Here is a 22,885-nt window from a genome sequence, read left to right as displayed (position 1 = left end):
TTTTAAGCGATTATAGCATTTTAAAGGAAACAAATCTAAAAATGACGGAAAAAGAGATCAAAATTTTAGAGGATGCGCAGGCTAGGGCTGACGCGTTTTTGGCGGCCGAGCTAAACGTCGCTAGAAACCAAGCACTAAATTTGATAAAAAGTGGGCTGGTTAGCCTAAACGACAAGCCGCTAACTAAGCCATCAGCTAAGTTAAATTTGGGCGACGTTTTGAGGGTCAAATTTGAGCAAAGCGAGCCTGATACGGCTAAATTTGAAGCCGAATTTGAAGTGCCGATCATTTACGAGGACGAGGATTTGCTCGTGCTAAATAAACCGGCAAATTTGGTCGTCCATCCCGCTCCTAGCGTTAAGGAACCCACACTCGTGGACTGGCTCGGCGCAAAGGGGTTTTTGCTATCAAATTTAAGCGGACAAAGTAGGGCGGGCATCGTTCACAGGCTAGATAAGGGCACCAGCGGAGCTATCGTCGTAGCCAAAAATAACGCCGCCCACGCCGCGCTTTCAAGCCAGCTAAGCGATAAAAGCATGGGACGCATATATCTAGCGCTAACCGATCTGCCGCTCAAGCAAAACTGCACCGTCGAGCGAGCTATCGGACGAAACCCCGCTAACCGTCTAAAAAAGGCGATCATATCGGATGGTCGCGCGGCAAAAAGCGCCTTTGCAAATCTACTTTTTAGCGAATTTGACGGCTCGGCGCATGGTAAAAACGCGGGCGTAAATTTGATCGCGGCAAAGCTTTTTACGGGTAGAACTCATCAGATAAGAGTCCATCTAGCTAGCCTAAACCGCCATATTTTGGGCGATGCTTTATACGGTTTTAAGAGCGAAAAGGATAAAATCGGCCGAGTAATGCTTCACGCCTACGGGCTGTATTTCACGCATCCGTGCACGGGCGGGCAAATGAGCTTCGTAGCGCCCGTCTGGGATGATTTTAGTGAAATTTTACTTAGCAAATTTAGCAAGGAGAATATAGATGAAAAGATTGATTTTATGGGGCTTAGCGAGCTCTTTGGCCATTGTGATGAGTGGATGCGTATCCTCTAGCGGGCCTGCGCAAGTAAATCCGAATTTGCCGACCGTCCAGAGCCTAAAAACCATCAGCGATATGACCGAAGTGGGCTTTGAGTGGACGCCGACTCCGACCTCAAACGTCGCAGGCTACTATCTATACCGCTCAAATCCAAACGAAAATAACGGCAAAATGAAAGTCGTAGCCGACATAAAAGACCGCTTCGCTAGCCACTACGTGGATGCAAATTTAGCTCCAGAGACGACCTACTCTTATGAGATGAGAACGTATAACGAGAGTAAGCAAATCTCGGGCCCGGGCATGATCGTTAGCACCACGACCAAGCCTCTTATGGACTCCGTGCCTTTTGTTAGAGCGCTTACGAATTTACCTGAGCGCGTGAAGCTCATCTGGAGACCGCATCCGGACCTTCGCGTGGCATCTTACGTCGTCGAAAAGGCCGATATAAATAAAGAAAACTGGAGACAAATCGCCGAGGTAAAAGGCAGACTAAACGCCGAGTATATCGATGACGACGTGAAGTCGGGCAGAAGCTACAAGTATAGAGTTTTCGTAAAAACTACTAGCGGCACGATCTCAAAACCTAGCGAGATCGTGGACTCTACGACGAAGCAGCTACCAAGCGAAGTCGTAAATGCGCAGGCTACTCAAAACGTGCCTAAAAAGATTATTTTGACGTGGGATAGCGTGGCTAGCGACGATTTTGGCTACTATAAAATTTACAGCGCGTCAAGCAAATATATGCCCTATACCTACCTCGTCAAAACTACGTCTAATAGCTACGAGGATCTCATAAACGAAAACGGCGCGACTAGATACTATAAAATCACCATCGTCGATAAAGACGGCCTGGAGTCTAAAAAGCCTAGCGAGCCTATAATCGGTATGACGCTGGGAGCTATCGACGCGCCGGTCGTATCATCTATCGTAGCCGACAGTACGGCGGTTAAGCTCACGTGGAACGCCTCTGATAAGGCTAGAAGCTTTACCGTTATAAGAGACGGTGGCGGAAGCGAGCAGAAATTTACAAATATAACGGGCAACGAATTTGTCGATAATAGCGTAGCATACGGGCTAAAATACAGCTATAAAGTGATCGCCGTAGATGAATACGGCATAAGCTCCGACGCTTCTCAAAAAGCCGAGATAGCCGTCGAATAATGCCCAATTTTATAGCTAAAAACGTAAATTTTACGTCAAAAGACTGCGGCGAGATAAGCTTTTTGTGGGAGGCTCGCGGCAGGCAGGGCGTTAGCCTTATCTATACCAAAAGCTCTAGCGAGGAGTTTTTTATCACGCTAAAAAAGCGCGAAGGGGGCTGGGTCGTAAAGGGCGAAAAGCTAACAAAGCCTGCTAAAATAGGGCTTTTACAAAATGCTTTGGTTAAATTTAAAGAGCTTTACTGCGATCAAATTTTAAGTGAAGCCATCGCGGTAAAAAACACGCGTCTCACGCAAAAAGACTCGGCGATCTTTAGCGTGGGCGAGTTGCTTGAGAATTTAAATCAGAGCGAATTTGAGAGCAAATTTATCGAGATCGGATTTGGTTCGGGCAGGCACTTGCTATTTCAGGCGGAAAATAATCCAAATACGCTAGTCGTCGGTATCGAGGTCTACAAGCCCTCGCTCGAGCAGGTCGCAAAGCTGGCTAAAGCCAAAAATCTAAACAACGTCATGCTCGTAAACTGCGACGCGAGACTGCTTTTGTCGCTTGTGGAGTCAAATTTTATAGATAAGATTTTCTTGCATTTTCCCGTACCTTGGGACGACGCTCCTCATAGGCGCGTGGCCTCGGCGAAATTTGCTCTAGAGTGCGAACGAACGCTAAAGGCGGGCGGTAAATTTGAGCTAAGAACCGATAGCCGCGAGTATGCGGACTTTACTTTGGCTCAAATTTTAAATCTAAGAGACGCCGACGTGCAAATTTACAAAAACCGCGACCTAAAAGTAAGCAGCAAGTACGAAGACCGCTGGAAAAGGCATCAAAAAGATATTTACGACGTTATCTTTACCTGCGAAAAGCAAAGCGAGCCAAGAGCTGATCAGGGCGAGCTAAAATTTGAAAACGGCTACGACACGAGCAAGATCTCGGCTAAATTTAGCAACCAAACGATAAAAGAGGATGATTTTTTCTTGCATTTAGAGGAAAAATACGAAAAAGAAGGCGAAATTTTGATTCGTGCGGCGTTTGGCGCATTTAACGCGCCCGAGCATTGCTATGTTTTGCTCGGCGAAAAAGGCGCGGAATATTTTATAAAAAAGCCGCTCGTTACGGCTGAAAATTTAAAGGCGCATCTTGCGTTTAAGGAGTATTTAGCGGATGCAAAAAATAATTAGCGCAAGCGGGCTTTGCCTAGGATACGAGGGCTGCGAAAAGCTCATAACGGACGCGAAATTCGACATTTACGCTAATGATTTCGTTTTTATCACCGGGCAAAGCGGTAGCGGCAAATCGACGCTTTTAAAATCCTTTTACGGCGAGATAAAGCCGAGTGCTGGCTCGCTAAACGTCTGCCTAACCGATATGATGAATCTTGGCGGGCAAAATCTAGACAAACTAAGACAGCGCATCGGCGTGGTTTTTCAAAACTACCGCCTGATAAGCGAGTGGAATATCGAAAAAAACGTGATGTTGCCGCTAATGATAAAAGGCCTTAGCGCTAATGTTTGTAAAAATCAAGCGACCAAGCTTTTAAAGCACGTAAATTTGCTCCACAGAGCGCACAAGTATCCAAACGAGCTAAGCGGTGGCGAACAGCAGCGAGCTGCGATGGCTAGAGCGCTAGCGCATAATCCAAATTTGCTGCTTTGCGACGAGCCTACGGGTAGCCTCGATGAATATTCAAGCGACGTTATCTGGGGGCTTTTGCGCTCAGCAAAGGAGTTTTTGGGCACTTGCATCGTGGTCGTCACGCACAAGGTGCCAAGCTCGCTAAGAGTGCCTTATAGACATTTTGTTATAGAAGACGGACATTTACATGAAATCCTTTAAAACTCATCTAAGCGTGATAATCCCGCTCGTGGCGCTGCTCGTGGGCATTCAGTTTATATTGCTAGTCGGGCGAGTGGTGGACGAGTACGAGTCCGTGATGAACAAAGACTATAGCATCATCATCGTTAGCCAAAACGAGCTAAATGCTACCGACGTAAAGCCGCTTATTTATACCTTCGAGTCGCTTGAACCGCTTAGCTCAAAGCCCGTGCTAGAGAGGCTTGCTAAGGACATATCGTCTAAAAATATCGCCGTTTTGCAAAATGCCTTGCCTAAATTTTACTCGCTAAAGCTAAATGCCTTTCCGAGCACCCAATATATGCAAGAGATAAAGGATAAAATTTCAAAGATTAATGGCGTGAGCAGGGTTGAGACCTTTTCAAAAACGCACGATAAAATTTATAAAATCATGCAGCTGATTAAAAATATATCCGCGATATTTTCGGGTCTAATCGGTCTAATCGGGCTCATGCTCATCTCAAAGCAGATGCGAATTTGGCTTTATGAGCACAAAGAGCGTATCGAGATAATGACGCTGCTTGGCGCTCCGTCGTGGCTAAAATCGGGTGCTTTATACAAAACCGCGCTGTTTGATTCTTTTATCGCAACCGTTTTGGTGGCGGTTTTTTATATTATCTTGCCGGATTTACAGCCCGTTAAAGAAGTCGCTACCGACCTAAATATAAATTTGCCGGCAATAGATCTGTTTTGCGAGGGTGGAGTGCTGCTGGGCGTTTCGCTTGCGATTAGCTTTTTTGCCGTTTATCTAGTGATGAGAAAAGCAAGGGCGATATGAGAAAAATTTGCGTTTTGCTGGCTGTTGCGCTTTGCTTAAATGCAAGCACGGGCGAAAAGATAAAAAATCAAACGACCTATCTTGAGTCCTCAAAAGAGCTTGAAAAGCAGCTAAATAAAAAGCTCGACGACCTAGCCGGCGACATACTCGGCGGCGAAAAAAGCGTCAAGCAAACCGACGATAAAATGAAAGAGCTCATCATGCAAATAGCGCAGCTAGAAAACAGCGCTAAAAGCGCTAGCGGCGAGCTTGACGAGCTGGTAAAGCAAAACAAGGACCTCACGCAAAGCCAAAAAGATATCCAAAAAAGTATCGTGCGTATCATCTCGGACGAGTTTTCTTTCGATCTCATAATGCCAAAAGAGTACGAGGAGGGCGTGGATAGCATCATCGCGACCGAGATTTTGAGCAAGCTAAACTCGGTGCTAAAAGATGACTTTAACGAGCTAGCCAAGCAGTATGAAAGCACGCAAAATTTGATAAAAACTCAAAACGATAAGATCGACGGGATAAAGTCAAATTTAAAAACCTTTAAATTTAAGCAAGCCGAGCTCGTTTCTCTGCAAGATAAGCAGATGAAAACTTTGGCAAATTTAAAGCGGGATAAGGAAATTTATCAAAAACAACTCTCGCGCCTACAAGCCCAACAAGATGAGATCAGAAAGACGCTAGAAGAGCTAAAAATCGTCGCAAAAAGGGAGAGCGAGGAGGCTAAAAAGGCCCTAGCCGCGCAAAAAGCGGCCGAAGCCAAAGCTCAAAAAAATAAGAAAGATAAAAAGGGCGAGGTTGCCGCAAGCGCGTCTGATGGCGACGTGAAGCAGTTTGGCTCGAGCTATCAAACTAGCCTCGTGAAAAAATATAGCGGCGAAAAGACGATCACGCCGCTTGACGGCTTTACGGTCAAGCAAAAATTCGGCAACTACGTCGATCCTATCTATAACATCAAAATTTTTAACGAATCAGTCGTGCTTAGCGCAAATTCGGCCGATGCGAAGGTAAAGAGCGTGTTTAACGGCAAAGTGGTCTTTGCCAAAGAAACCGCGATGTTAGATAAAGTCGTAATTATCGAAAATCCAAACGGCATCCACACTATCTACGCTCACCTTAGCCAGATAGCCCCTACCGTAAAAGTGGGCGCTAAAGTACAAAAAGGCTATGTCATCGGCCGCGTTCAGCGAGACCTCACCTTTGAAGTTACGCAAAAAAACTATCATATAGATCCACTTGAGATAATCGGCTTAAAATAGCCGTTTTTCGGGCGGATTAGCAAAATTTAAAGCAAATTTAGTTAAAATCGCAAAATTTTAAGGAGATGAAAAATGGAGAAAAAGAAGCGAATTTTAGTTAAATTTTCGGGCGAGGCATTAGCCGGAGATAGCGGCTTTGGTATAGATAACGCGGTGCTTAAATTTATCGCAAAACAGATAAAAGAGCTGGTAGAAAACGGTATCCAAGTGGGTATCGTTATCGGCGGAGGCAACATCATACGCGGCGTTAGCGCGGCTAGAGACGGCATCATAAAGCGTACCAGCGGCGATCACATGGGCATGCTAGCTACCGTGATAAACTCTATCGCGATGAGAGAGGCGCTAGAGAGCGTGGGTCTGGATGTGCGCGTACAAAGCGCGATAAAGATGGAAGCTATCTGTGAAACTTTCATCGTCGGACGTGCGAACAGACACCTTGAAAAAGGCCGCGTGGTGATATTTGCTGCAGGTACGGGAAATCCGTTTTTCACTACCGATACGGCGGCGACTTTGCGCGCTATCGAGATCGGCTCGGATATGATCATCAAGGCCACTAAAGTAGACGGCGTTTACGATAAAGATCCGAATAAATTCGACGATGCGACGCTGCTAAAAGAGCTAAATTACGAGCTTGCTATGAGCGACGATATCAAAGTGATGGATGATACGGCCATAGCGCTAGCCAAAGACAACTCGCTACCGATTTTAGTCTGTAATATGTTTAAAGACGGGAATTTGCTTAAAATCATACAAGGCGACGAGAGCGCGTTTTGCTCTATCGTGAGAAATTAAATTTAAGGAGAATAAATGAGATCTGAAGAAGTAGCGGCAAGGGCTTTAAAACTCGTCGGAGACGATAGATATAAGCTCGCTCTAGTCGTAGCCAAAAGAGCCGAGGCACTAGCCGGCGGAGCAAAAAGCCTGCTTGATATCGACGTTAGCAAGATGAAATTTGCCGATATCGCATTGCGCGAGATAGCCGAGGGCAAAATAGCTTTAGAGGGTATAGTTGAAGCAGCCAAATAGCGGATTTTTACTAGAGCAGCTAATAGACGACGTACTTGCATGCAAAGACGTATCACAGGCACGTACGCTACTTAGCTCGCTAGTGTGCTTTACTCCGAATTTAGAGCGCGCCGTCGAGTGCTGCGTCATCTCTCATACCGGACAGTTTAGAAAAAGCGGCGAACCCTACGCGATACACCCTATCCTAGTAGCCTGCATCGTAGCGCATATGGGCGGGGATGAGGATATGATTATCGCCGCCTTACTGCACGACGTGGTCGAGGATACGGATAGATCGATAGAAAGCGTACGTGAGGACTTTGGCGAAGAGGTAGCAAAGCTAGTCGAAGGACTAACTAAAATCGTAGCTATCAGAGAGGATAAGCTCGCAAGCTCAGAGTCAAACGAACGTCTGGCGGCGTCAGCTATGACATTTCGTAAGATGCTGCTTATATCGATCGAGGACGTGAGGGTGCTCGTGGTGAAGCTCTGCGATAGACTGCACAATATGCTCACGCTACAAGCTTTGCGCCCCGAAAAGCAAAAACGAATCGCCGAAGAGACGCTGATGGTTTATGCTCCTATCGCGCATAGATTAGGTATCTCGTCCATAAAGAACGTACTTGACGATCTTAGTTTTAAATACGCTTTACCGGAAGAATACAAAAAAATAGACGACTATCTAAACGAGCATAAGCAACAGCTCGTACTAAAGCTAAACGCGTTTACCGATAAAATTTTTCAAATTTTACTCAAAAACGGCTTTAGCGAAAACGACTTTGAGATACAAAAGCGCATCAAGCACCACTACTCGATCTACTTAAAAATGCAGCGAAAAGGTATCTCTATAGAGGAGGTGCTAGATCTGCTAGCCGCTCGCGTGCTGGTTAAAGAGCCGCAGGATTGCTATTTGGTGCTTGGAAATTTACATATAAATTTTAATCCTCTAATCTCGCGTTTTAAAGACTATATCGCGCTTCCTAAGCAAAACGGTTACCAAACCATACACACGACGATATTTGATAACAAAAGCATCTTTGAGGTGCAAATTCGTACCTTTGATATGCATAAAACCGCAGAGTACGGCGTCGCGGCGCACTGGAAATATAAAACGGGCGGCTTTTTAAACCCAAAACTAGACTGGCTAAGCGACATCAGCGGTATAGAAAACGGCATAGAAGAGGCGAACGAAAATCCGGAAGAGCTCTACGAATACGCAAAAGATAGCCTCTATGTAGAAGACGTCGCGGTTTATTCGCCAAAGGGAGATATATTTACGCTTCCTCGCGGCGCGACCGCGCTTGATTATGCTTACGAGATACATACGCAAGTAGGACTGTATGCAAAAGAGGCCTACGTAAACCGTATGCGAGTGCCGCTACTAACGGAGCTAAAAAATGGCGACATAGTAAGCATCGTAACGGGCGATGAGCCAAAATACCGTTGTTCGTGGCTAGGCAGCGTAAAAACTGGCAAGGCTAGAGCTACGATACGCTCATACTGCAAGCAAAAGATAAGAGATATAAATAATATGGTCGCGCTTGAGATTTTAAGCGGGATTTTCGGCGTTCCTTCCGAAACTATATCGCAGTGGGTGGATAGCGAAAATTTAACAAAGAAAATTTTTAAGGCCGCATTTGACTCGGTTTACTTACAAGACATCGTAAACGCGCTAAAAAAATACGTAAAAAAAGATCGTCCGTTTGCCATCGCGCTAACGGATAAATATAACGTAAAAAAGCAAAAATTTGAAAATATCGTGATCTACTCGAACCATAAAATAAACAGCATCGAGTTTGATTATTGCTGCAATCCAAAGCGCGGAGACGATATCGTGGGCTTTAGAAACTATCACCACGTCACCGTCCATCACAAGCTTTGCGAGCGGTTTATGAAACTGGCCGAAGAGAAAAACGAGATGATTTTCGTCAAATGGACGCGGGTTGCTCCGCATAGATTTAAGATCATCCTAAGTCTTGAAAACAGGCGCGGGTCGCTAGCCGAGTTTTTGACGTATATGGCGAAAATGCAAGTCGATCTCGTAACCATCAGCCTTACCGAGACCAGAGAGGCGACGGCGGACTTTTTCGAGCTGACGATCGAGCTTGGCGAAAATTTGAACGTGAATGAGATAAAAGAACGACTAAGAGATCGCTACAAGATCATCGACTTTGTGTCGCTTGACGACGCATACGGACATTAATAAATTTAGGAGAGAAAATGGGCGAAAATTTAAGCAAAATAATGAGCGATATAAAAAAAGGCGTCGCCGAGATGATAGACGAGGAGCGCGTCGAAAATTTAGTAAAAAATTACTATGAAAAGGGCGAAAATTTCTACGTTAAGGCAGGCTTTGACCCGACGGCTCCCGATCTGCACCTGGGTCACACCGTAGTGCTTCAAAAGATGGCTCTTTTGCAAAAGCACGGCGCGATAGTGCAGTTTTTGATAGGCGATTTCACGGGGCAAATCGGCGATCCAAGCGGCAAAAGCCAGACGCGAAAAAAGCTAGACCGCGAGACCGTGGTGGCAAACGCCAAAACCTACGAGGAGCAAGTTTTTAAAATCTTAGACCCGCAAAAAACAAAGATAATGTTTAACTCCAAGTGGCTAAACGAGCTGGGGGCTGCAGGTATCGTGGAGCTAACCAGCACCTTTGCCGTGGCTAGGATGCTTGAGCGTGATGATTTTGAGAAAAGATACAAGAGCGGCGCCTCGATCTCGATAAGCGAATTTTTGTACCCGCTGCTTCAGGGCTACGATAGCGTCGCGATGAAATGCGATATCGAGATGGGCGGCACGGATCAGAAATTTAACCTCCTAATGGGGCGAACTTTGCAGCGAGTTTACAATGTCGGCAAAGAACAAGCCGTCATAATGATGCCGCTTTTAGAGGGGCTTGACGGCGTAAATAAAATGAGCAAGAGCCTAGGAAACTACATCGGCGTTACCGATGAGCCAAACGATATGTTTGCTAAAATTTTAAGCGTGAGCGACGAGCTGATGTGGCGCTGGTACGAGCTACTAAGCGACAAAAGCGCGGAAGGAATCGCAAATTTGAAAGCGGACGTAGCTAGCGGCAAAGCTCACCCAAAAGCCGTAAAAGAGGCTCTAGCGCTAGAAATCACGGCTAGATATAACGGCGAAGCGGCGGCAAAAGAGGCGAAGGCCGAATTTGACCGCGTGCACTCGCAAAATTTGATCCCGACCGAGATGGACGAGTTTGAGCTAGCTGCTCCGGTTTGGATCGTGCAGGCGCTCACTCACTGCGGTCTATGCGCCAGCAGCTCCCAGGCGCGCCGAGACATCGCGGCAAACGCCGTGAGCTTAAATCAAGAAAAGATCGCCGACGAGCAGCTAAAGCTGGGCGCTGGCGAATACGTCTTGCAGGTCGGCAAGCGTAAATTTGCAAAACTAAAGGTAAGCTGATGCAACCCGTAAAAATCGGAAAATACGATATAAAATACCCGATAATCCAAGGCGGAATGGGGCTTGGTATCAGCTGGGATAGGCTCGCCGGAAACGTCAGCCTAGAAGGCGGCCTAGGCGTCATAAGCTCTGTTGGGACGGGCTACTACGAAGGGCGAAAATATATCACCAAAGAGCTAAACGCTAAGCCCTACGGTAGCGGAAATTTCTACTCGCGAGAGGGGCTAAAAGCCGTCATCGATAACGCGCGTAAAATTTGCGGCGACAGGCCTCTTGGGGTAAATATCCTGTATGCAAGCAACGACTACGAGCGTATCGTAAAAGACGCCTGCGACCACGGCATAAACGTGATCATTACAGGCGCGGGGCTACCTACGAATTTGCCTGAATTTACGGTAGATTACCCGGACGTGGCTTTAGTTCCTATCGTATCCTCGGCAAAGGCGCTAAAAATCATCTGCAAACGCTGGCAGGGGCGATACGGTAGGCTTCCGGATGCGGTAGTACTCGAAGGGCCTCTTAGCGGCGGGCACCAGGGATTTACCTACGAGCAGTGTATCGATCCCGCATATCAGCTGGAAAATTTGATAACGCCAGTTAGCGAAGAGATAAAGCAGTGGGGCGATTTTCCGCTATTTGCCGCGGGCGGCATCTGGGATAAAAACGACATCGAGAAGGCGATTTCGCTAGGGGCAAACGGCGTGCAGATGGGTACTCGCTTTATCGGTACGCACGAGTGCGACGCTAGCGAGGAGTTTAAGCAAGTGCTGCTGGGGGCCAAAAAAGAGGACATCGAGCTGATCAAAAGCCCGGTAGGCTACCCTGCACGCGGCGTTAGGACGAATTTGATAAATCTAGTCGATAAGCGCCAGGGTCCAAAAATCAGCTGCGTAAGTAACTGCGTAAGCCCGTGCCAGCGCGGCAAAGAAGCTAAAGAGGTAGGTTACTGTATCGCAGACCGCCTTTATGACGCCTTTGAGGGGCGTAAGGAGACGGGGCTGTTTTTCACGGGCGCAAACGGCTACAAGCTAAACGAGATAATAAGCGTGAAAGAACTATTTGAAAAACTGATAAATGGCGAAGATAATTAAAAAAGTTTTTGTAATTTTATTTTTATTGGCGGCGACGTTTGCAAACGACGACTTTTTTGATAAATTCGACCGCGAATTTGACGGTGCAAACAGCAAGAAAAAGACAGAATTTCATCAAGAACTGCGCGTACTATATGTTAGATCCATCATGCACAACGACAAGGAACTAACCGCAAAGTCGCTGCAGCGTCTGATAAAAAGCGCAAAAGCCTTGGGGCTAGATACGAAATCGTACGAAAAAGAGCTAAAAGGCTTGCCGCAGCCAAAAGCCGGGCCTGCGCCTAAAAAAGAAAAAGAGGCGCCAAAGCCTAAGCAGCCCGAGGTAAAAGATCAAAAAGAGGTCAAGCAAAAACCCGCCGAGCTAAAACAACTCTCTGCGCCGGTAAACAAGAAAAACCCGTCCGAACAGGACAAGCTGACGCTAGTTTCCGTGATCAGGGGTAGCGATAGCTTGGAGTTAAAATTTAACAGGCAGCTAAGCGGCAGCGATATCAATAAATTTACACTAAATCAAAAAGGCTTATATAGGGATATATACCAGTTTAAGGGTGTTTGGAGCGCTGGAACTGTGGAGAGTATAAAAGGATTTTTGGTAGATGAGGTCCGTATAAGTCAGTTTGACGCGAGCACCGTGAGGGTGGTTTTCGTGAACAAATTTGAGATAAATTTAAAACTAAGAGCCGAAGATCGGTCGCTAGTTTTTAAAAAGGCCTCTCCCACGCAAGAGCAAAAATCCGTAAAAAATGAAAATTTAAACTCTAAACAAGCCGCCGCAAAAGATAATCATCAAAAGTCGCAAATCTCGCAAAAACAAAACGTAGAAAAAACGATCGACCTAAAGCAGGCTCAAATACAAGCTAGGCAGATGGCCGAAAAGAAAAAAATCGAACAAGCTAAGCTAGAACAAAAGCAAGAAGCCCAAAAAATTGCAGCCAAGCCAAAGCCTGAAATAGCGCAAATGCCGCAACAGCAAAAAACCGCTCAATCGCAATCTCAAAATCAAAAGCTCGCTCAGCAAAAGCAAGAAAAAGTTGCCGCACAGACCAAGACGGATGCAAAAAGCACTCAAAGTACTACTAAAAAAGACGAGCAAGAAATTGTGCTGGCGCCCGTAAAAACGACAAGCGCCAAAAAAATTACAAGCGCTAAAGGCAAGGTTATCGTCCTTGACGCTGGGCACGGAGGCGATGATCCGGGCGCTATAAACGGATCTTTAAAAGAAAAAAACGTCGTACTAAGTATCGCGCAAAAGGCTGGCAAGGAGCTGCAAGGACGCGGTTACAAGGTTTATTACACGCGTAGCAAGGATAAATTTATCAACCTTCGCGACCGCACGAAATACGCCAACGACAAGGCTGCAGATCTCTTTATCTCCATCCATGCAAACGCCGCGCCAAACAAGACTAAGGCAGCGACCATGCACGGTATCGAGACATTTTTCCTCTCGCCGGCTCGTTCCGAGCGTAGCAAAAACGCCGCGGCGCTGGAAAACAAATCCGACATCGAAGAGATGAACTATTTTTCCAAGCAGACATTTTTAAATTTCCTTAACCGCGAGAAAATCATTGCCTCAAACAAGCTCGCCATCGACGTTCAGCGCGAAGTTTTAGCGCGAGCTAAATCGGTGAGCTCAAAGGCATCCGACGGCGGCGTTCGCGAGGCGCCTTTTTGGGTGCTAGTAGGCGCGCTGATGCCAGCGGTGCTGCTTGAGGTCGGCTACATCACTCACCCAGACGAGGGCGAGCTCATAAATAACTCAAAATACCAAGACGCCCTAGCCAAGGGGCTTGCGGACGGCATAGACGTCTATTTTTCAAACCAGCAATGAAAAGCGCGAGAGTCGTTTTTAAGGACGGCATTCCATTTAGTCCCGAATTTGACGACATTTACTTTAACGCAGATGGTCCCATAGCCCAGAGCGAGTACGTTTTTAACTCCGTTTTTGATGAAATTTGGGAGAAAAAAAGCGAATTTAACGTACTTGAGACTGGATTTGGCGCGGGGTTAAATTTCCTCTGCGCTTTTAAAAGATTTAAAAACTCGGATAAATTTTTAAATTTCGTCAGTATCGAAAAAACGCCGATCGATAGAGACGATCTAGCTAAAATTTACGCAAATTTTAGCGAGCTTGAGGATGTTTCTAGCAAGCTTTTAGATGCCTATCCGCCGCTTATTTGCGGATTTCATAGGCTAAATTTGTCCCCAAATGTCACGCTTACATTGTGCTTTGGCGACGTGGACGAGGTTTTGGACGAGCTTAGCTTTATCGCGGATGCTGTTTTTATGGACGGTTTTGCTCCCGCTAAAAACGAAGCTATGTGGAGCGAGCGGGTTTGTGCTAAAATCGCAAATTTATGCGCTCCCGGCGCCGCTGTTTGTACGTATTCTGCATCGGGCGCGCTAAAAAGAGCCCTGCAAAATAGCGGTTTTGAAGTAAATTTGCTAAAGGGTTACGGCAAAAAGCGAGAGATGTTGCGCGCTAAATTTATCGGCGAACGGCAAGCCGGGAGCGAAATTTGGTTTAGCAGATTTGATCCCGCCGCCACGATCGCTCCAAAGACGGCGCTAGTTATCGGCGGCGGCGTGGCTGGCTGCGTTTGCGCGTTTAAGTTGCGCAAGCGCGGTTTAAAGGTCACGATCGCCGAAAAGCGGGGCGACATCGCACTAAACGGCTCTGGAAATCACTGCGGGATCTTGATGCCGCTTATTACAAAACCAACCGTAAATTTAGGCCGCATGCATATGAACGCGTTTTTGCAGGCGGCTCGCTTTTATGAGCGAAACCTCGGCGCCGAGGAGATAGAGTTTTGCGGCGCGACAGACTACGCATACGAGCAAAAGACGCTGGAGCGCTTTTACGAGTGGCGAGAATTTGACTCGGACAACGGCATTTTTGAGCTAAAATTTGATGACGAGCCTTACGCTAGCGCGTTTATTTTTAAGGGCGCAAAAGCTCGCCCTAGAAAAATGTGCAAGGCGGCAAGTGCTGGCATAAAAACGCTTTTAAACTGCGAATTTACGGGCTTTGAGACGCTTGAGGGCGGTGCGGTTAGGGCTCATTTTAAGGACGGACAAATTATCGACGCCGACGTGCTCGTACTTGCTATCGGCGGCGAGAGCATGGATTTTTTTGCGGACTACGACATTAGGCTCAGCTCCGTTCGCGGTCAGGTAACGCATATCGCGCCCGCCGTTTTGACGCCTGCGCCCTTTAGCGCCAAAGGCTACGTTTGCCCGCCTGCCCAAGGCGTGCAGGTGATCGGCGCGACCTATGATAGAAATCTTTTTTTAGACGAGCCGCGTTCTAGCGACGACGAGAAAAACTTAGCCGACGTCGCCGAGTTTTTGGACGGCAAATTTGCAGAAAAAGAGCGGCTAAATTTGAATATTGGCCGAGACGGCGACGCTGAAAATTTAAATCGTTTAGAAACGAGTAGGAACGATATAAATTTGAGTAAAAATATGGATTTGCGTGCCGAGACTACTGATGATTCGGCTCTGACGCAAGATGCATCAAATTTGACTGCATCCGAAAATCTCTCAAACGACACGATAAAAACTCCGCAAAACGTCCGAATAATCGGTTCGAAAGTGGGCTACCGCAGCTATAGCGGCGACCGTTTTCCGCTCATTGGGCGGCTTTACGACGAGGATTTTTATAAAGATACCTACAAGTCGCTGCTTTGGACGAAAGGTAAGTCCAATCCGCATCCAAAATACGTACCAAACGTCTACGTTAGCACCGCTCACGGCTCGCGCGGGCTTTGTACGGCTGTGCTTGGCGCCGAGCTCATCTGCGACCTCGTTTTTGACCGTCCACTTTGTATCGAAAAATCGCTTTTTGACGAGCTTCATTTGGCGAGATTTCTCGTTAGGAAACTTAAAAAAGGGCTAAAGTAGGCATAAAATTGGATTTTAAAGTCTGATTTTACGTTATTTGTTTTGCGCCAAATTCGGCATAAATTTGAGGCAGCGGCGAGTATTGATCAAATTTTATTTTTTATAAATTTAGTCCTTCTAGTTAAAGTAGCATGAGTGCCGTTTCTTGGCGTGTATCAAAAATTGTTAAGAGTAGAAAAAATGCGCATTGCGGCGCAAAAGCATAGTATAGATAAAGCTCAAATTTAGACGAGCGGCCAAAAGTCAAAACGGCTAAAATAGGCGAGATTCGCCTATTTTTTACCGAAAAAGTTGTCTGCGATCCTAAAAATATCGTCCACGATCGAGCCGTCTTTGTTTTGATCTAAAAACTGCGTAAGCATCGACATCATAGAGTCGTTATCTGCAGAGCCTTGCAAATTTGAGGCTTTTAGCTGATTGTTTAGCATGCCTGCGATCATCGGCGCGATCATCGGTAGCAAGGCTTTGATAGAGTCCGCGCTGATGCCTAGCTGCGAACCCACGTCGCTAGCTAGAGCCCTGCTGTTTTCTTTTGAGCCCGTTAGTACGCCAAGCAGCTCGTTGCCATCGGCGACGCTGATGTTTTGCGGGGCGTCAGCCATCTCGTCGAGGTTTGAGCGGCGGATCATCTCTAGGAAATTCGACGAATCCGCGTCTGATTTAAAATTTTCGTTCGCTCTTTGCATGAAAATCGGCGCAATCTTAGAAACTACGGCCTCTACGTCGTTTGCCGCCAGTCCGCTTTTTTGCGACATCGCGTCTATCATACCGCTAGAGTTGCCCAAAAGTAACTTTAATATATCCATTTTTATCCTTTTGATTTTTTCGCGAGTTTAGATTCGGCCGCCGCTTGTTTGAGTTGAACGAAACGACGGTCAAGCAAGCATAAGCGGCTTATTTGTAGTTTTTGATTGCCGCGTCTAGGATCTCTTTCGCGGCGTCGGCGTCTTTAAATTCTTTAACCTTGACCCATTTGTTAGGCTCTAAAATTTTATAAGTTTCAAAGAAGTTTTTGATCTTATTTAAAGTGGCCTCAGGCAGGTCTTTGTAGCTCTTGATCCCGTCAAATCTTGGGTCGATCTTAGTGACCGGTACGGCTAGTAGCTTCTCGTCCATACCCGCTTCGTCCTCCATCACGAGCACGCCGATCAGGCGGCACGGGATCACGCTACCTGCTTGCAGCGGATATTCGTTTAGCACCAAGATATCGGCAGGATCGCCGTCTGCTGCGAGCGTGTTTGGTACGAAGCCGTAGTTTGCCGGGTAGAACATCGCCGAGTAGAGCACGCGATCGACTACGACCGCGCCGCTATCTTTGTCGATTTCGTATTTGATGTTCGAGCCGTATGGGATCTCGATCACGGCGTTGATTTTGTCCGGGTTTGAGCCTACTTTGATTTTTGAAACGTCCATTTTAATCCTTTGTAAAGCTCCTATCTCGCCAAAAGATTTTGAGATAATTGCCTTGAAATTTAAGTAAGGGATTATATAAAATCTCGGCTAAATTTGGAGTAAAACGAGAACTTTTGCGAGCTAAATTTTAACGGGTCTTACTACAGCAAATTTGAAGCTAGAGCGCAAAATTCGCTTATCGGCAAGGTAGGGTTGAAAAACTTAAAATTAGAGGAAATTTAAGGCGGCAAACCGCCCTAAAATTATTTGATTATTTCGATACTTTTTACGTCGATAGAGGTTTTCATAAAGTCCTTATCAACCTCGCCGTAGACACGCACGGGCGTGTTTTCATCGACGGTTACGCCTCTCCAGCCTTTGTGATCGATCTCGACTTCGATCGTGTCGCCGTTTTTATCGACGAACTGGTAGTGCTCAGGGCGAAACTCGGAGACGATCTTGCCCTCAAGCACGACGCGAGCGTCATCCGGTAGCGCTAGGGCTTGTTTTACTGTGCTTGCGCTCAGAGCGCCTTTGCCGACGAAGCCGCCTTGATTTGTTGCGCCTTGCGCATTTGAGCTTGCACCCGTAAATCCGCCTGCCGCAAACATAGCGCTTGCAAGAGTCGCTGATAAAACTATTTTTTTAAACATTACGTATCCTTTAAATTTGATGTGATTTTCGTGAAATCATAGAACGGATTTTAATGATATTTCGTGAATTTTTTGTTAATTTGGATTTATGGAAAGCTTAAATTTAGAGCCTAGCTTGAGGCTCTAAAAATAATGTTTATAGGCTATTTACGAGGGCCTTGACGTCGGCTACGATAGGTTCTATCGCGCGCTCGCCGTTTACGACGTGGAGAAGGCCTTTTTCTTTGTAAAATTTACGTATCGCCTCGATCGGCTCTAGATAAACCTTCATGCGGTTGTTGAAAACCTCGTTGTTATCGTCGGCTCCGCGCGCTCGTCCGAGTACTCTCTCGCGTGCGACGGCTTCGCTAACGTCCACTTCGATCACGCCTTTTAACGCGATCTCGTTTTGCGCGGCTAGCACTTTGTCTAGCTCGGTCATCTGCTCGACACTGCGCGGGTAACCGTCGATGATGACGTTTGATTTGTCCGAGCTTTTGATCGCCGAGACGATCGCGTTTACGACGACGTCAAGCGGGACTAAGTTGCCCTTTGAGATAAAGCCGTCGATTAGTTTGCCAAGCTCTGAGTCGCTAGCAACCTCTGCGCGAAGCAAGTCGCCGGTCGAGAAGTGTGCAAATTTAGCATCTTCTTGCGCGATTAGCGATGCGTCAGTGGTTTTGCCGGAGCCTGGAGCGCCGATGATTAAAAATAGTTTTTTCATAAAATTTCCTTTAAAACGGCTTGTCTTTTTCTACCTATACTTCGTTGAATTTTAATTTTTAAGCTCGATGAACTATATGTTCTATCTGCGCTTAAAAATTAAAATCCGCCTCGTCTAAGCGAAAAATACTTCACCTTCATTTTTGTTATAAAAAGTTAAAGCAGAAATATCGTACGACGATTTTAATGCTTTGCTTTTTCTTTCAATAAAAAATAAAATCAACTAAATTTGTAGCGGAAGTATCGCCAAGCTAGACTAGGCGGTTTTAAAATTTAAGCGTGCGCTAGGCGTATAGCCTGCGGAGCGCCAAATTTTAAAACCAACGACGTATAGCGCGGCGAGACGACGCTTTCAAGCTTATTTTTCTTTTTCTCGCAGCCTTAACCCCAACTCCCTTAGCTGCTCGCCGCTAGCTTCGCTAGGCGCCTTAGTTAGCGGGCACTGAGCGCGCTGGGTTTTAGGGAAGGCGATGACGTCGCGGATCGAGCCGGTTTTGTTTACTAGCATATTTAGCCTGTCAAAGCCGATCGCGATACCGCCGTGCGGAGGCGCACCGAAGCTTAACGCGTCAAGCAAGAAGCCGAATTTCTCGCGTTGCTCGGCCTCGTCGATGCCTAGTAGCTTAAATACCTTTTGCTGAACGTCGTTTTTGTGTATCCTCACGCTACCGCCGCCAAGCTCATAGCCGTTAAGCACTACGTCGTGAGCGACCGAAAGGATGTCCTCGAGATCGGGCTCGTCGATGTTTTTAGGCATGGTAAACGGATGGTGCATGGCTGAGTAGCTGCCGTCGTCGTTTTGCTCAAACATCGGGAAGTCAAGTACCCATAAAAACTCCATTTTGCTTTGGTCTATGATGCCCATTTGCTCGGCGAGGAAAATCCTAAATCGACCCATGTAGTCAAGCACGACTTTTTTCTTGCCTGCGCCGAAAAATACGACGTCGCCGACTTTTAGCTCGCAGCGCTCTACGATCTCGTCAAGGTCGCTTTGCTCGAAAAATTTGCAAAGCGGTCCTTTTAGCCCGTCTTCTTTCATCTGGAAGTAGCCAAGGCCCTGAGCGCCGAATTTGCGGACGAATTCCTCAAAACGGTTCATCTCGCGCTTACTAAAGATATTATCGCCGTTTGGCACTTTTAGCGCTTTGACGCGGTTTTTCTTAGGCTCGATTGCGATCTTGCTAAAGATTTCATTGCTAGAGCGCGCGAAAATGTCGATAACGTCGATCATCTTTAGATCGTAGCGCAGATCGGGCTTATCGCTGCCGTAGCTCTCGGTCGCCTCTTTGTAGCTCATACGGCGGAAAGGGATTTGGATATCGTATCCGCAGGCGGCAAAGACGTCTTTTAGCATATTTTCAGCCATATTTAGGATGTCTTCTTGCTCGATGAAGCTCATCTCGATATCTATCTGCGTAAATTCAGGCTGTCTGTCCGCGCGTAAATCCTCGTCACGGAAGCATTTTGCGATCTGGAAATATTTATCAAAGCCAGAGCACATCAAAAGCTGTTTAAAAAGTTGCGGGCTTTGCGGCAGGGCGTAAAACTGGCCCGGATATACGCGGCTAGGCACTAGATAGTCTCTGGCGCCTTCCGGCGTCGCGCGAGTTAAAATTGGCGTTTCAAACTCGATAAAACCCATTTTGTCTAGGCTGTTTCTAGCTGCGATCGCCGCTTTTGAGCGCATTTTAAAGATATTTTGAAGTTTCTCGTTTCTAAGGTCCAAAAATCTGTATTTTAGTCTGATGTCCTCATTTACGCTCTCGTCGCCGATAACGAAAGGCAGCGGCTCACTCGGGTTTTCGACGATCACTTCGTCTGCGACTACTTCGATCTCGCCCGTTTTTAGGCGCGGATTTACCAGGCCTTCGCCGCGAGCGCGGACCTTGCCTTTTATCCTTAACACGTACTCGTCGCGAACGTGCGACGCGGCCTCGTGAGAGCTCTTGCTATCTGCCGGATCGCAGACGATCTGGATCAGCCCCGTGCGATCGCGCAGGTCCAAAAATATAACGCCGCCGTGGTCGCGGTAGGTGTTTACCCAGCCGCAAAGCGTAACTTCTTTGCCTATGTCGGCACTGCTTAAATCAGTGCAGTAATGGCTACGCATTTTCACTCCTTTTGCTGTTTTTAACGCGCCCATTATACTAGAAATTTGCTTTTTCCCAGCTTTTTTAAAACAAAATGTGATAAAATCCGCTCTATGAAAAAAGAGAATTTATTACTTCCGGCTAAGGTAAAAAAAGTCGGCCTAGTCGCAAAAATCAATGTAAATTTAGCTAAAAATGCGCGAATCTTGCGCGAGATTTTGGCTAGGTACGGCGTTCAAATTTTGTTTGAAAACGCGCTCGCTAAACATTTAAATTTAAAAGATGGCTCAAATTTGCAAGGATTTGAGGTGCGCGAGCTGGCTACGGAGTGCGATTTTTTGATCTCGCTCGGAGGCGACGGCACGATCATCTCGCTTTGTAGAAGCGCGGCCGAGATTTCGCCCTTTGTGCTAGGCATTCATGCGGGCAGGCTAGGGTTTTTAACAGATATCACGATGAATGAATGCGAGAAATTTTTCGCCGAGTTTTTTGCGGGTAAATTTGAGGTCGAGACCCCTTTTATGCTTGACGTTTTTTTGCACAAAAAAAGCGGGGAAATTTTACGCAAAATCGCATTTAACGACGCGGTAATCGTGGGCGAAAAGGTTGGCTCCATGACGCACGTGGAGGCTTTTTGGAACGAAAAATACTTTAACGCGTATTTTGGCGACGGAGTCATCGTCTCTACGCCCGTGGGCTCTACCGGATACAACATGAGCGCGGGCGGGGCGATAACCTATCCTTTGAGCGAGGTGTTTTTGGTTACGCCCGTTTGCTCGCACTCGCTCACGCAGCGCCCAGTCGTACTTCCGCGCGGATTTGAGATCAAATTTAAAACCGCAAGCGCGGCAGTGCTGGTTATCGACGGGCAGGATAGGTATAAGATGAGCGAGCTTGAGAGCGTGAGCATGACGCTAAGCACGAGCACGGCGCGGCTAATCCGCCACGTCGGGAGAGATTATTTTCAAATTTTAAAAGAAAAGCTGCATTGGGGTTATAATGATTGAGCGGATTTTGATAAAGCAAAATTTGAGTTTTGAAAACGTCGAGTTAAATTTCGGGCGCGGACTTAGCGTATTTACGGGCGTTAGCGGCGCGGGCAAATCGGTCTTGATGGGCTCGATAATGGCGGTTTTGGGGCTAAAAGATAGCGAAGCGAAGCTGATAGAGGCCGACGTCTCGCATAAATTTAACCTTGAGGAATTCGGCCTTGAGAGCGAGGAGATAAATACCTTTAAGCTTTTTCGCGACAAAACGACGCGCTACTTTATAAACTCTCAAGCCGTTTCCAAAAAAAATCTCGCTAGCATCGCAAAAGAGCACGTCAAATACCTGTCCGCAAAGGAAATAAACGAATTTGAAAACGAGAGGTTTTTAAATTTGCTAGATAGCTTGCAAGCGAAAAAAGACGCTAAATTTAACGAAATTTTGAGCGAATTTAGGCTCAAATTTGACGAATTTAGTCAGATCTCGCGCGAGCTAAAAAAAATAATCGACGAAGAAAAAAGAGTGGAGGAGCTAAAGGAATTTGCTTCTTTTGAAATCAACAAAATAGAAAGCGTGAGCCCGAAAATCGGGGAATTTGACGAGCTAATGGAGCTAAAAAAGCGCCTGAGTAAAAAGGATAAAATTTTAGAAGCGTGGAATAGGGCGGAGCAAATTTTTAATTTCGAGCAATCCGTAGTGGACGCGCTAAATATCAGCGACGTCGATAGCAGTTTTTTTGAGGAGGCGATGAACGAGCTACGAGTAGCGCGCGAAAATCTAGACATGGACGAGCTAGAAGACGTAGATATCGAGGGCGTGCTAGACCGCATCGAGGCGATAAACTCGCTCGTGCGTCGCTATGGCGGCGAGGAGGAGGCGCTCCAGACGCTAAAAACGCGCAAAGCCGAGCTAGCAAGATACGAAAATATAAGCTTTGAAAAGAGCGAGCTGGAGCGTAAATTTAAGCAAAACGAAGCCGCGGTAAATGCGCTGGCGGACAAAATCAGCCAAGCTCGCGTGGCAAATTTAAAGGAGCTTGAAGCGCTCATAAATTCGTTTCTAAAAGAGCTTTATATGAGCGAGATTTCATTAAAGATAAATAGTAAAACCCTAGACGCCGCCGGCAGGGACGAGGTAAATTTGAGCCTAAACGAGACGGCGCTAAAAAATCTAAGCTCGGGCGAGCTAAACCGCTTAAGGCTAGCTTTTATAGCGAGCGAAAGCAAGATCACCGGAGGCGGCGAGGGCGTCATAATCCTAGATGAAATAGACGCGAATCTAAGCGGAAAAGAGGCGATGAGTATCGCAAACGTGCTGCTAAGCTTGGCCAAATTTTATCAAATTTTCGCTATCTCGCATCAGCCGCAGTTAAGCTCTAAAGCCGATTCGCATTTTCTAGTCGAAAAGCGCGGCGAAACCTCGAACGTAAGGGAGCTAAAAAACGAGGAGCGCGTAAACGAGCTGGCCCGTATGATAAGCGGCGAACGCATAACTGAGGAAGCGATAAATTTCGCCCGTCAACTTTTGGTTGTTTAAGTTTGGCTTAAAATTTAGGTTG

Annotated in this window: 20 protein-coding genes; 15 read left to right on the top strand and 5 right to left on the bottom strand. The window is 46.6% G+C overall.

Translation table 11 applies throughout. The annotated features are described in order from the left end of the window. Positions 1–41 precede the first annotated feature (41 nt). The 13 genes from RWM02_RS00400 (at position 42) to mnmC (ending at position 15,503) form a co-directional block, all read left to right on the top strand. Positions 42–1,058, top strand: a complete 1,017-nt coding sequence (locus RWM02_RS00400) for an RluA family pseudouridine synthase (RefSeq protein WP_314068279.1) — start codon at positions 42–44, stop codon at positions 1,056–1,058. Continuing rightward, positions 988–2,205 carry a fibronectin type III domain-containing protein gene (locus RWM02_RS00395; RefSeq protein ID WP_314068277.1) on the top strand — a complete coding sequence of 406 codons (1,218 nt, stop codon included), beginning with the start codon at positions 988–990 and terminating at the stop codon, positions 2,203–2,205. The genes RWM02_RS00400 and RWM02_RS00395 overlap by 71 nt, the downstream gene beginning before the upstream one ends. Next, the gene (gene trmB, locus RWM02_RS00390; RefSeq protein WP_314068275.1) at positions 2,205–3,380 is read left to right on the top strand and encodes a tRNA (guanosine(46)-N7)-methyltransferase TrmB; all 1,176 of its coding nucleotides are present in this window, start codon (positions 2,205–2,207) and stop codon (positions 3,378–3,380) included. The genes RWM02_RS00395 and trmB overlap by 1 nt, the downstream gene beginning before the upstream one ends. After that, positions 3,364–4,035: a cell division ATP-binding protein FtsE gene (locus RWM02_RS00385; protein ID WP_002953262.1), complete on the top strand. Its 672-nt coding sequence runs from the start codon at positions 3,364–3,366 to the stop codon at positions 4,033–4,035. The genes trmB and RWM02_RS00385 overlap by 17 nt, the downstream gene beginning before the upstream one ends. Continuing rightward, entirely contained in the window at positions 4,022–4,831 is an 810-nt protein-coding gene (locus RWM02_RS00380) for a cell division protein FtsX (protein WP_314068272.1), read from the top strand. Before RWM02_RS00385 ends, RWM02_RS00380 begins: the two co-directional genes overlap by 14 nt. Then, a complete protein-coding gene (locus RWM02_RS00375) occupies positions 4,828–6,078 on the top strand; it encodes a murein hydrolase activator EnvC family protein (protein ID WP_314068270.1) in 1,251 nt (416 codons plus the stop codon). Before RWM02_RS00380 ends, RWM02_RS00375 begins: the two co-directional genes overlap by 4 nt. Before the next feature lie 72 nt (positions 6,079–6,150). Continuing rightward, positions 6,151–6,870 (top strand): UMP kinase, encoded by a 720-nt coding sequence (pyrH, locus tag RWM02_RS00370; protein WP_314068268.1) that lies wholly within the window; start codon positions 6,151–6,153, stop codon positions 6,868–6,870. 15 nt (positions 6,871–6,885) lie between these two features. Next, entirely contained in the window at positions 6,886–7,104 is a 219-nt protein-coding gene (locus RWM02_RS00365) for a DNA-directed RNA polymerase subunit omega (protein ID WP_295142509.1), read from the top strand. After that, a complete protein-coding gene (locus RWM02_RS00360; RefSeq protein WP_314068265.1) occupies positions 7,088–9,286 on the top strand; it encodes a RelA/SpoT family protein in 2,199 nt (732 codons plus the stop codon). Before RWM02_RS00365 ends, RWM02_RS00360 begins: the two co-directional genes overlap by 17 nt. A 17-nt stretch (positions 9,287–9,303) precedes the next feature. Next, positions 9,304–10,512, top strand: a complete 1,209-nt coding sequence (tyrS, locus tag RWM02_RS00355; RefSeq protein WP_314068262.1) for a tyrosine--tRNA ligase — start codon at positions 9,304–9,306, stop codon at positions 10,510–10,512. Next, a complete protein-coding gene (locus RWM02_RS00350; RefSeq protein WP_314068259.1) occupies positions 10,512–11,603 on the top strand; it encodes a nitronate monooxygenase family protein in 1,092 nt (363 codons plus the stop codon). Before tyrS ends, RWM02_RS00350 begins: the two co-directional genes overlap by 1 nt. After that, the gene (locus tag RWM02_RS00345) at positions 11,587–13,431 is read left to right on the top strand and encodes an N-acetylmuramoyl-L-alanine amidase (RefSeq protein WP_314068256.1); all 1,845 of its coding nucleotides are present in this window, start codon (positions 11,587–11,589) and stop codon (positions 13,429–13,431) included. The genes RWM02_RS00350 and RWM02_RS00345 overlap by 17 nt, the downstream gene beginning before the upstream one ends. Beyond that, positions 13,428–15,503 carry a bifunctional tRNA (5-methylaminomethyl-2-thiouridine)(34)-methyltransferase MnmC2/FAD-dependent 5-carboxymethylaminomethyl-2-thiouridine(34) oxidoreductase MnmC1 gene (gene mnmC, locus RWM02_RS00340; RefSeq protein ID WP_314068253.1) on the top strand — a complete coding sequence of 692 codons (2,076 nt, stop codon included), beginning with the start codon at positions 13,428–13,430 and terminating at the stop codon, positions 15,501–15,503. Before RWM02_RS00345 ends, mnmC begins: the two co-directional genes overlap by 4 nt. Positions 15,504–15,775: 272 nt before the next feature. Here mnmC and RWM02_RS00335 read toward each other — a convergent pair whose 3' ends face one another. The 5 genes from RWM02_RS00335 to aspS form a co-directional block, all read right to left on the bottom strand. Next, positions 15,776–16,309 (bottom strand): DUF937 domain-containing protein, encoded by a 534-nt coding sequence (locus RWM02_RS00335; RefSeq protein ID WP_314068250.1) that lies wholly within the window; start codon positions 16,307–16,309, stop codon positions 15,776–15,778. 88 nt (positions 16,310–16,397) lie between these two features. Beyond that, complete coding sequence (gene ppa, locus RWM02_RS00330; RefSeq protein ID WP_314068247.1) at positions 16,398–16,916, bottom strand: inorganic diphosphatase; 519 nt, start codon at positions 16,914–16,916, stop codon at positions 16,398–16,400. A 242-nt stretch (positions 16,917–17,158) separates the two neighbouring features. Beyond that, complete coding sequence (locus RWM02_RS00325) at positions 17,159–17,548, bottom strand: YgiW/YdeI family stress tolerance OB fold protein (protein WP_314068244.1); 390 nt, start codon at positions 17,546–17,548, stop codon at positions 17,159–17,161. 136 nt (positions 17,549–17,684) lie between these two features. Beyond that, a complete protein-coding gene (locus tag RWM02_RS00320; protein WP_314068242.1) occupies positions 17,685–18,251 on the bottom strand; it encodes an adenylate kinase in 567 nt (188 codons plus the stop codon). A gap of 357 nt (positions 18,252–18,608) precedes the next feature. Continuing rightward, positions 18,609–20,360, bottom strand: a complete 1,752-nt coding sequence (gene aspS / locus RWM02_RS00315; RefSeq protein ID WP_314068240.1) for an aspartate--tRNA ligase — start codon at positions 20,358–20,360, stop codon at positions 18,609–18,611. Between the two features lie 93 nt (positions 20,361–20,453). On the opposite strand from aspS, the gene RWM02_RS00310 reads away from it, so the two are divergent. Then, the gene (locus RWM02_RS00310) at positions 20,454–21,347 is read left to right on the top strand and encodes an NAD(+) kinase (protein WP_314068238.1); all 894 of its coding nucleotides are present in this window, start codon (positions 20,454–20,456) and stop codon (positions 21,345–21,347) included. Next, a complete protein-coding gene (locus tag RWM02_RS00305; RefSeq protein WP_314068236.1) occupies positions 21,340–22,863 on the top strand; it encodes an AAA family ATPase in 1,524 nt (507 codons plus the stop codon). Before RWM02_RS00310 ends, RWM02_RS00305 begins: the two co-directional genes overlap by 8 nt. The last annotated feature ends 22 nt before the right edge of the window (positions 22,864–22,885 follow it).

The sequence above is a fragment of the Campylobacter showae genome (assembly GCF_963515975.1).
Classification (GTDB): Bacteria; Campylobacterota; Campylobacteria; order Campylobacterales; family Campylobacteraceae; genus Campylobacter_A; species Campylobacter_A showae_F.
This window is presented reverse-complemented; position numbering and strand designations above follow the sequence as displayed.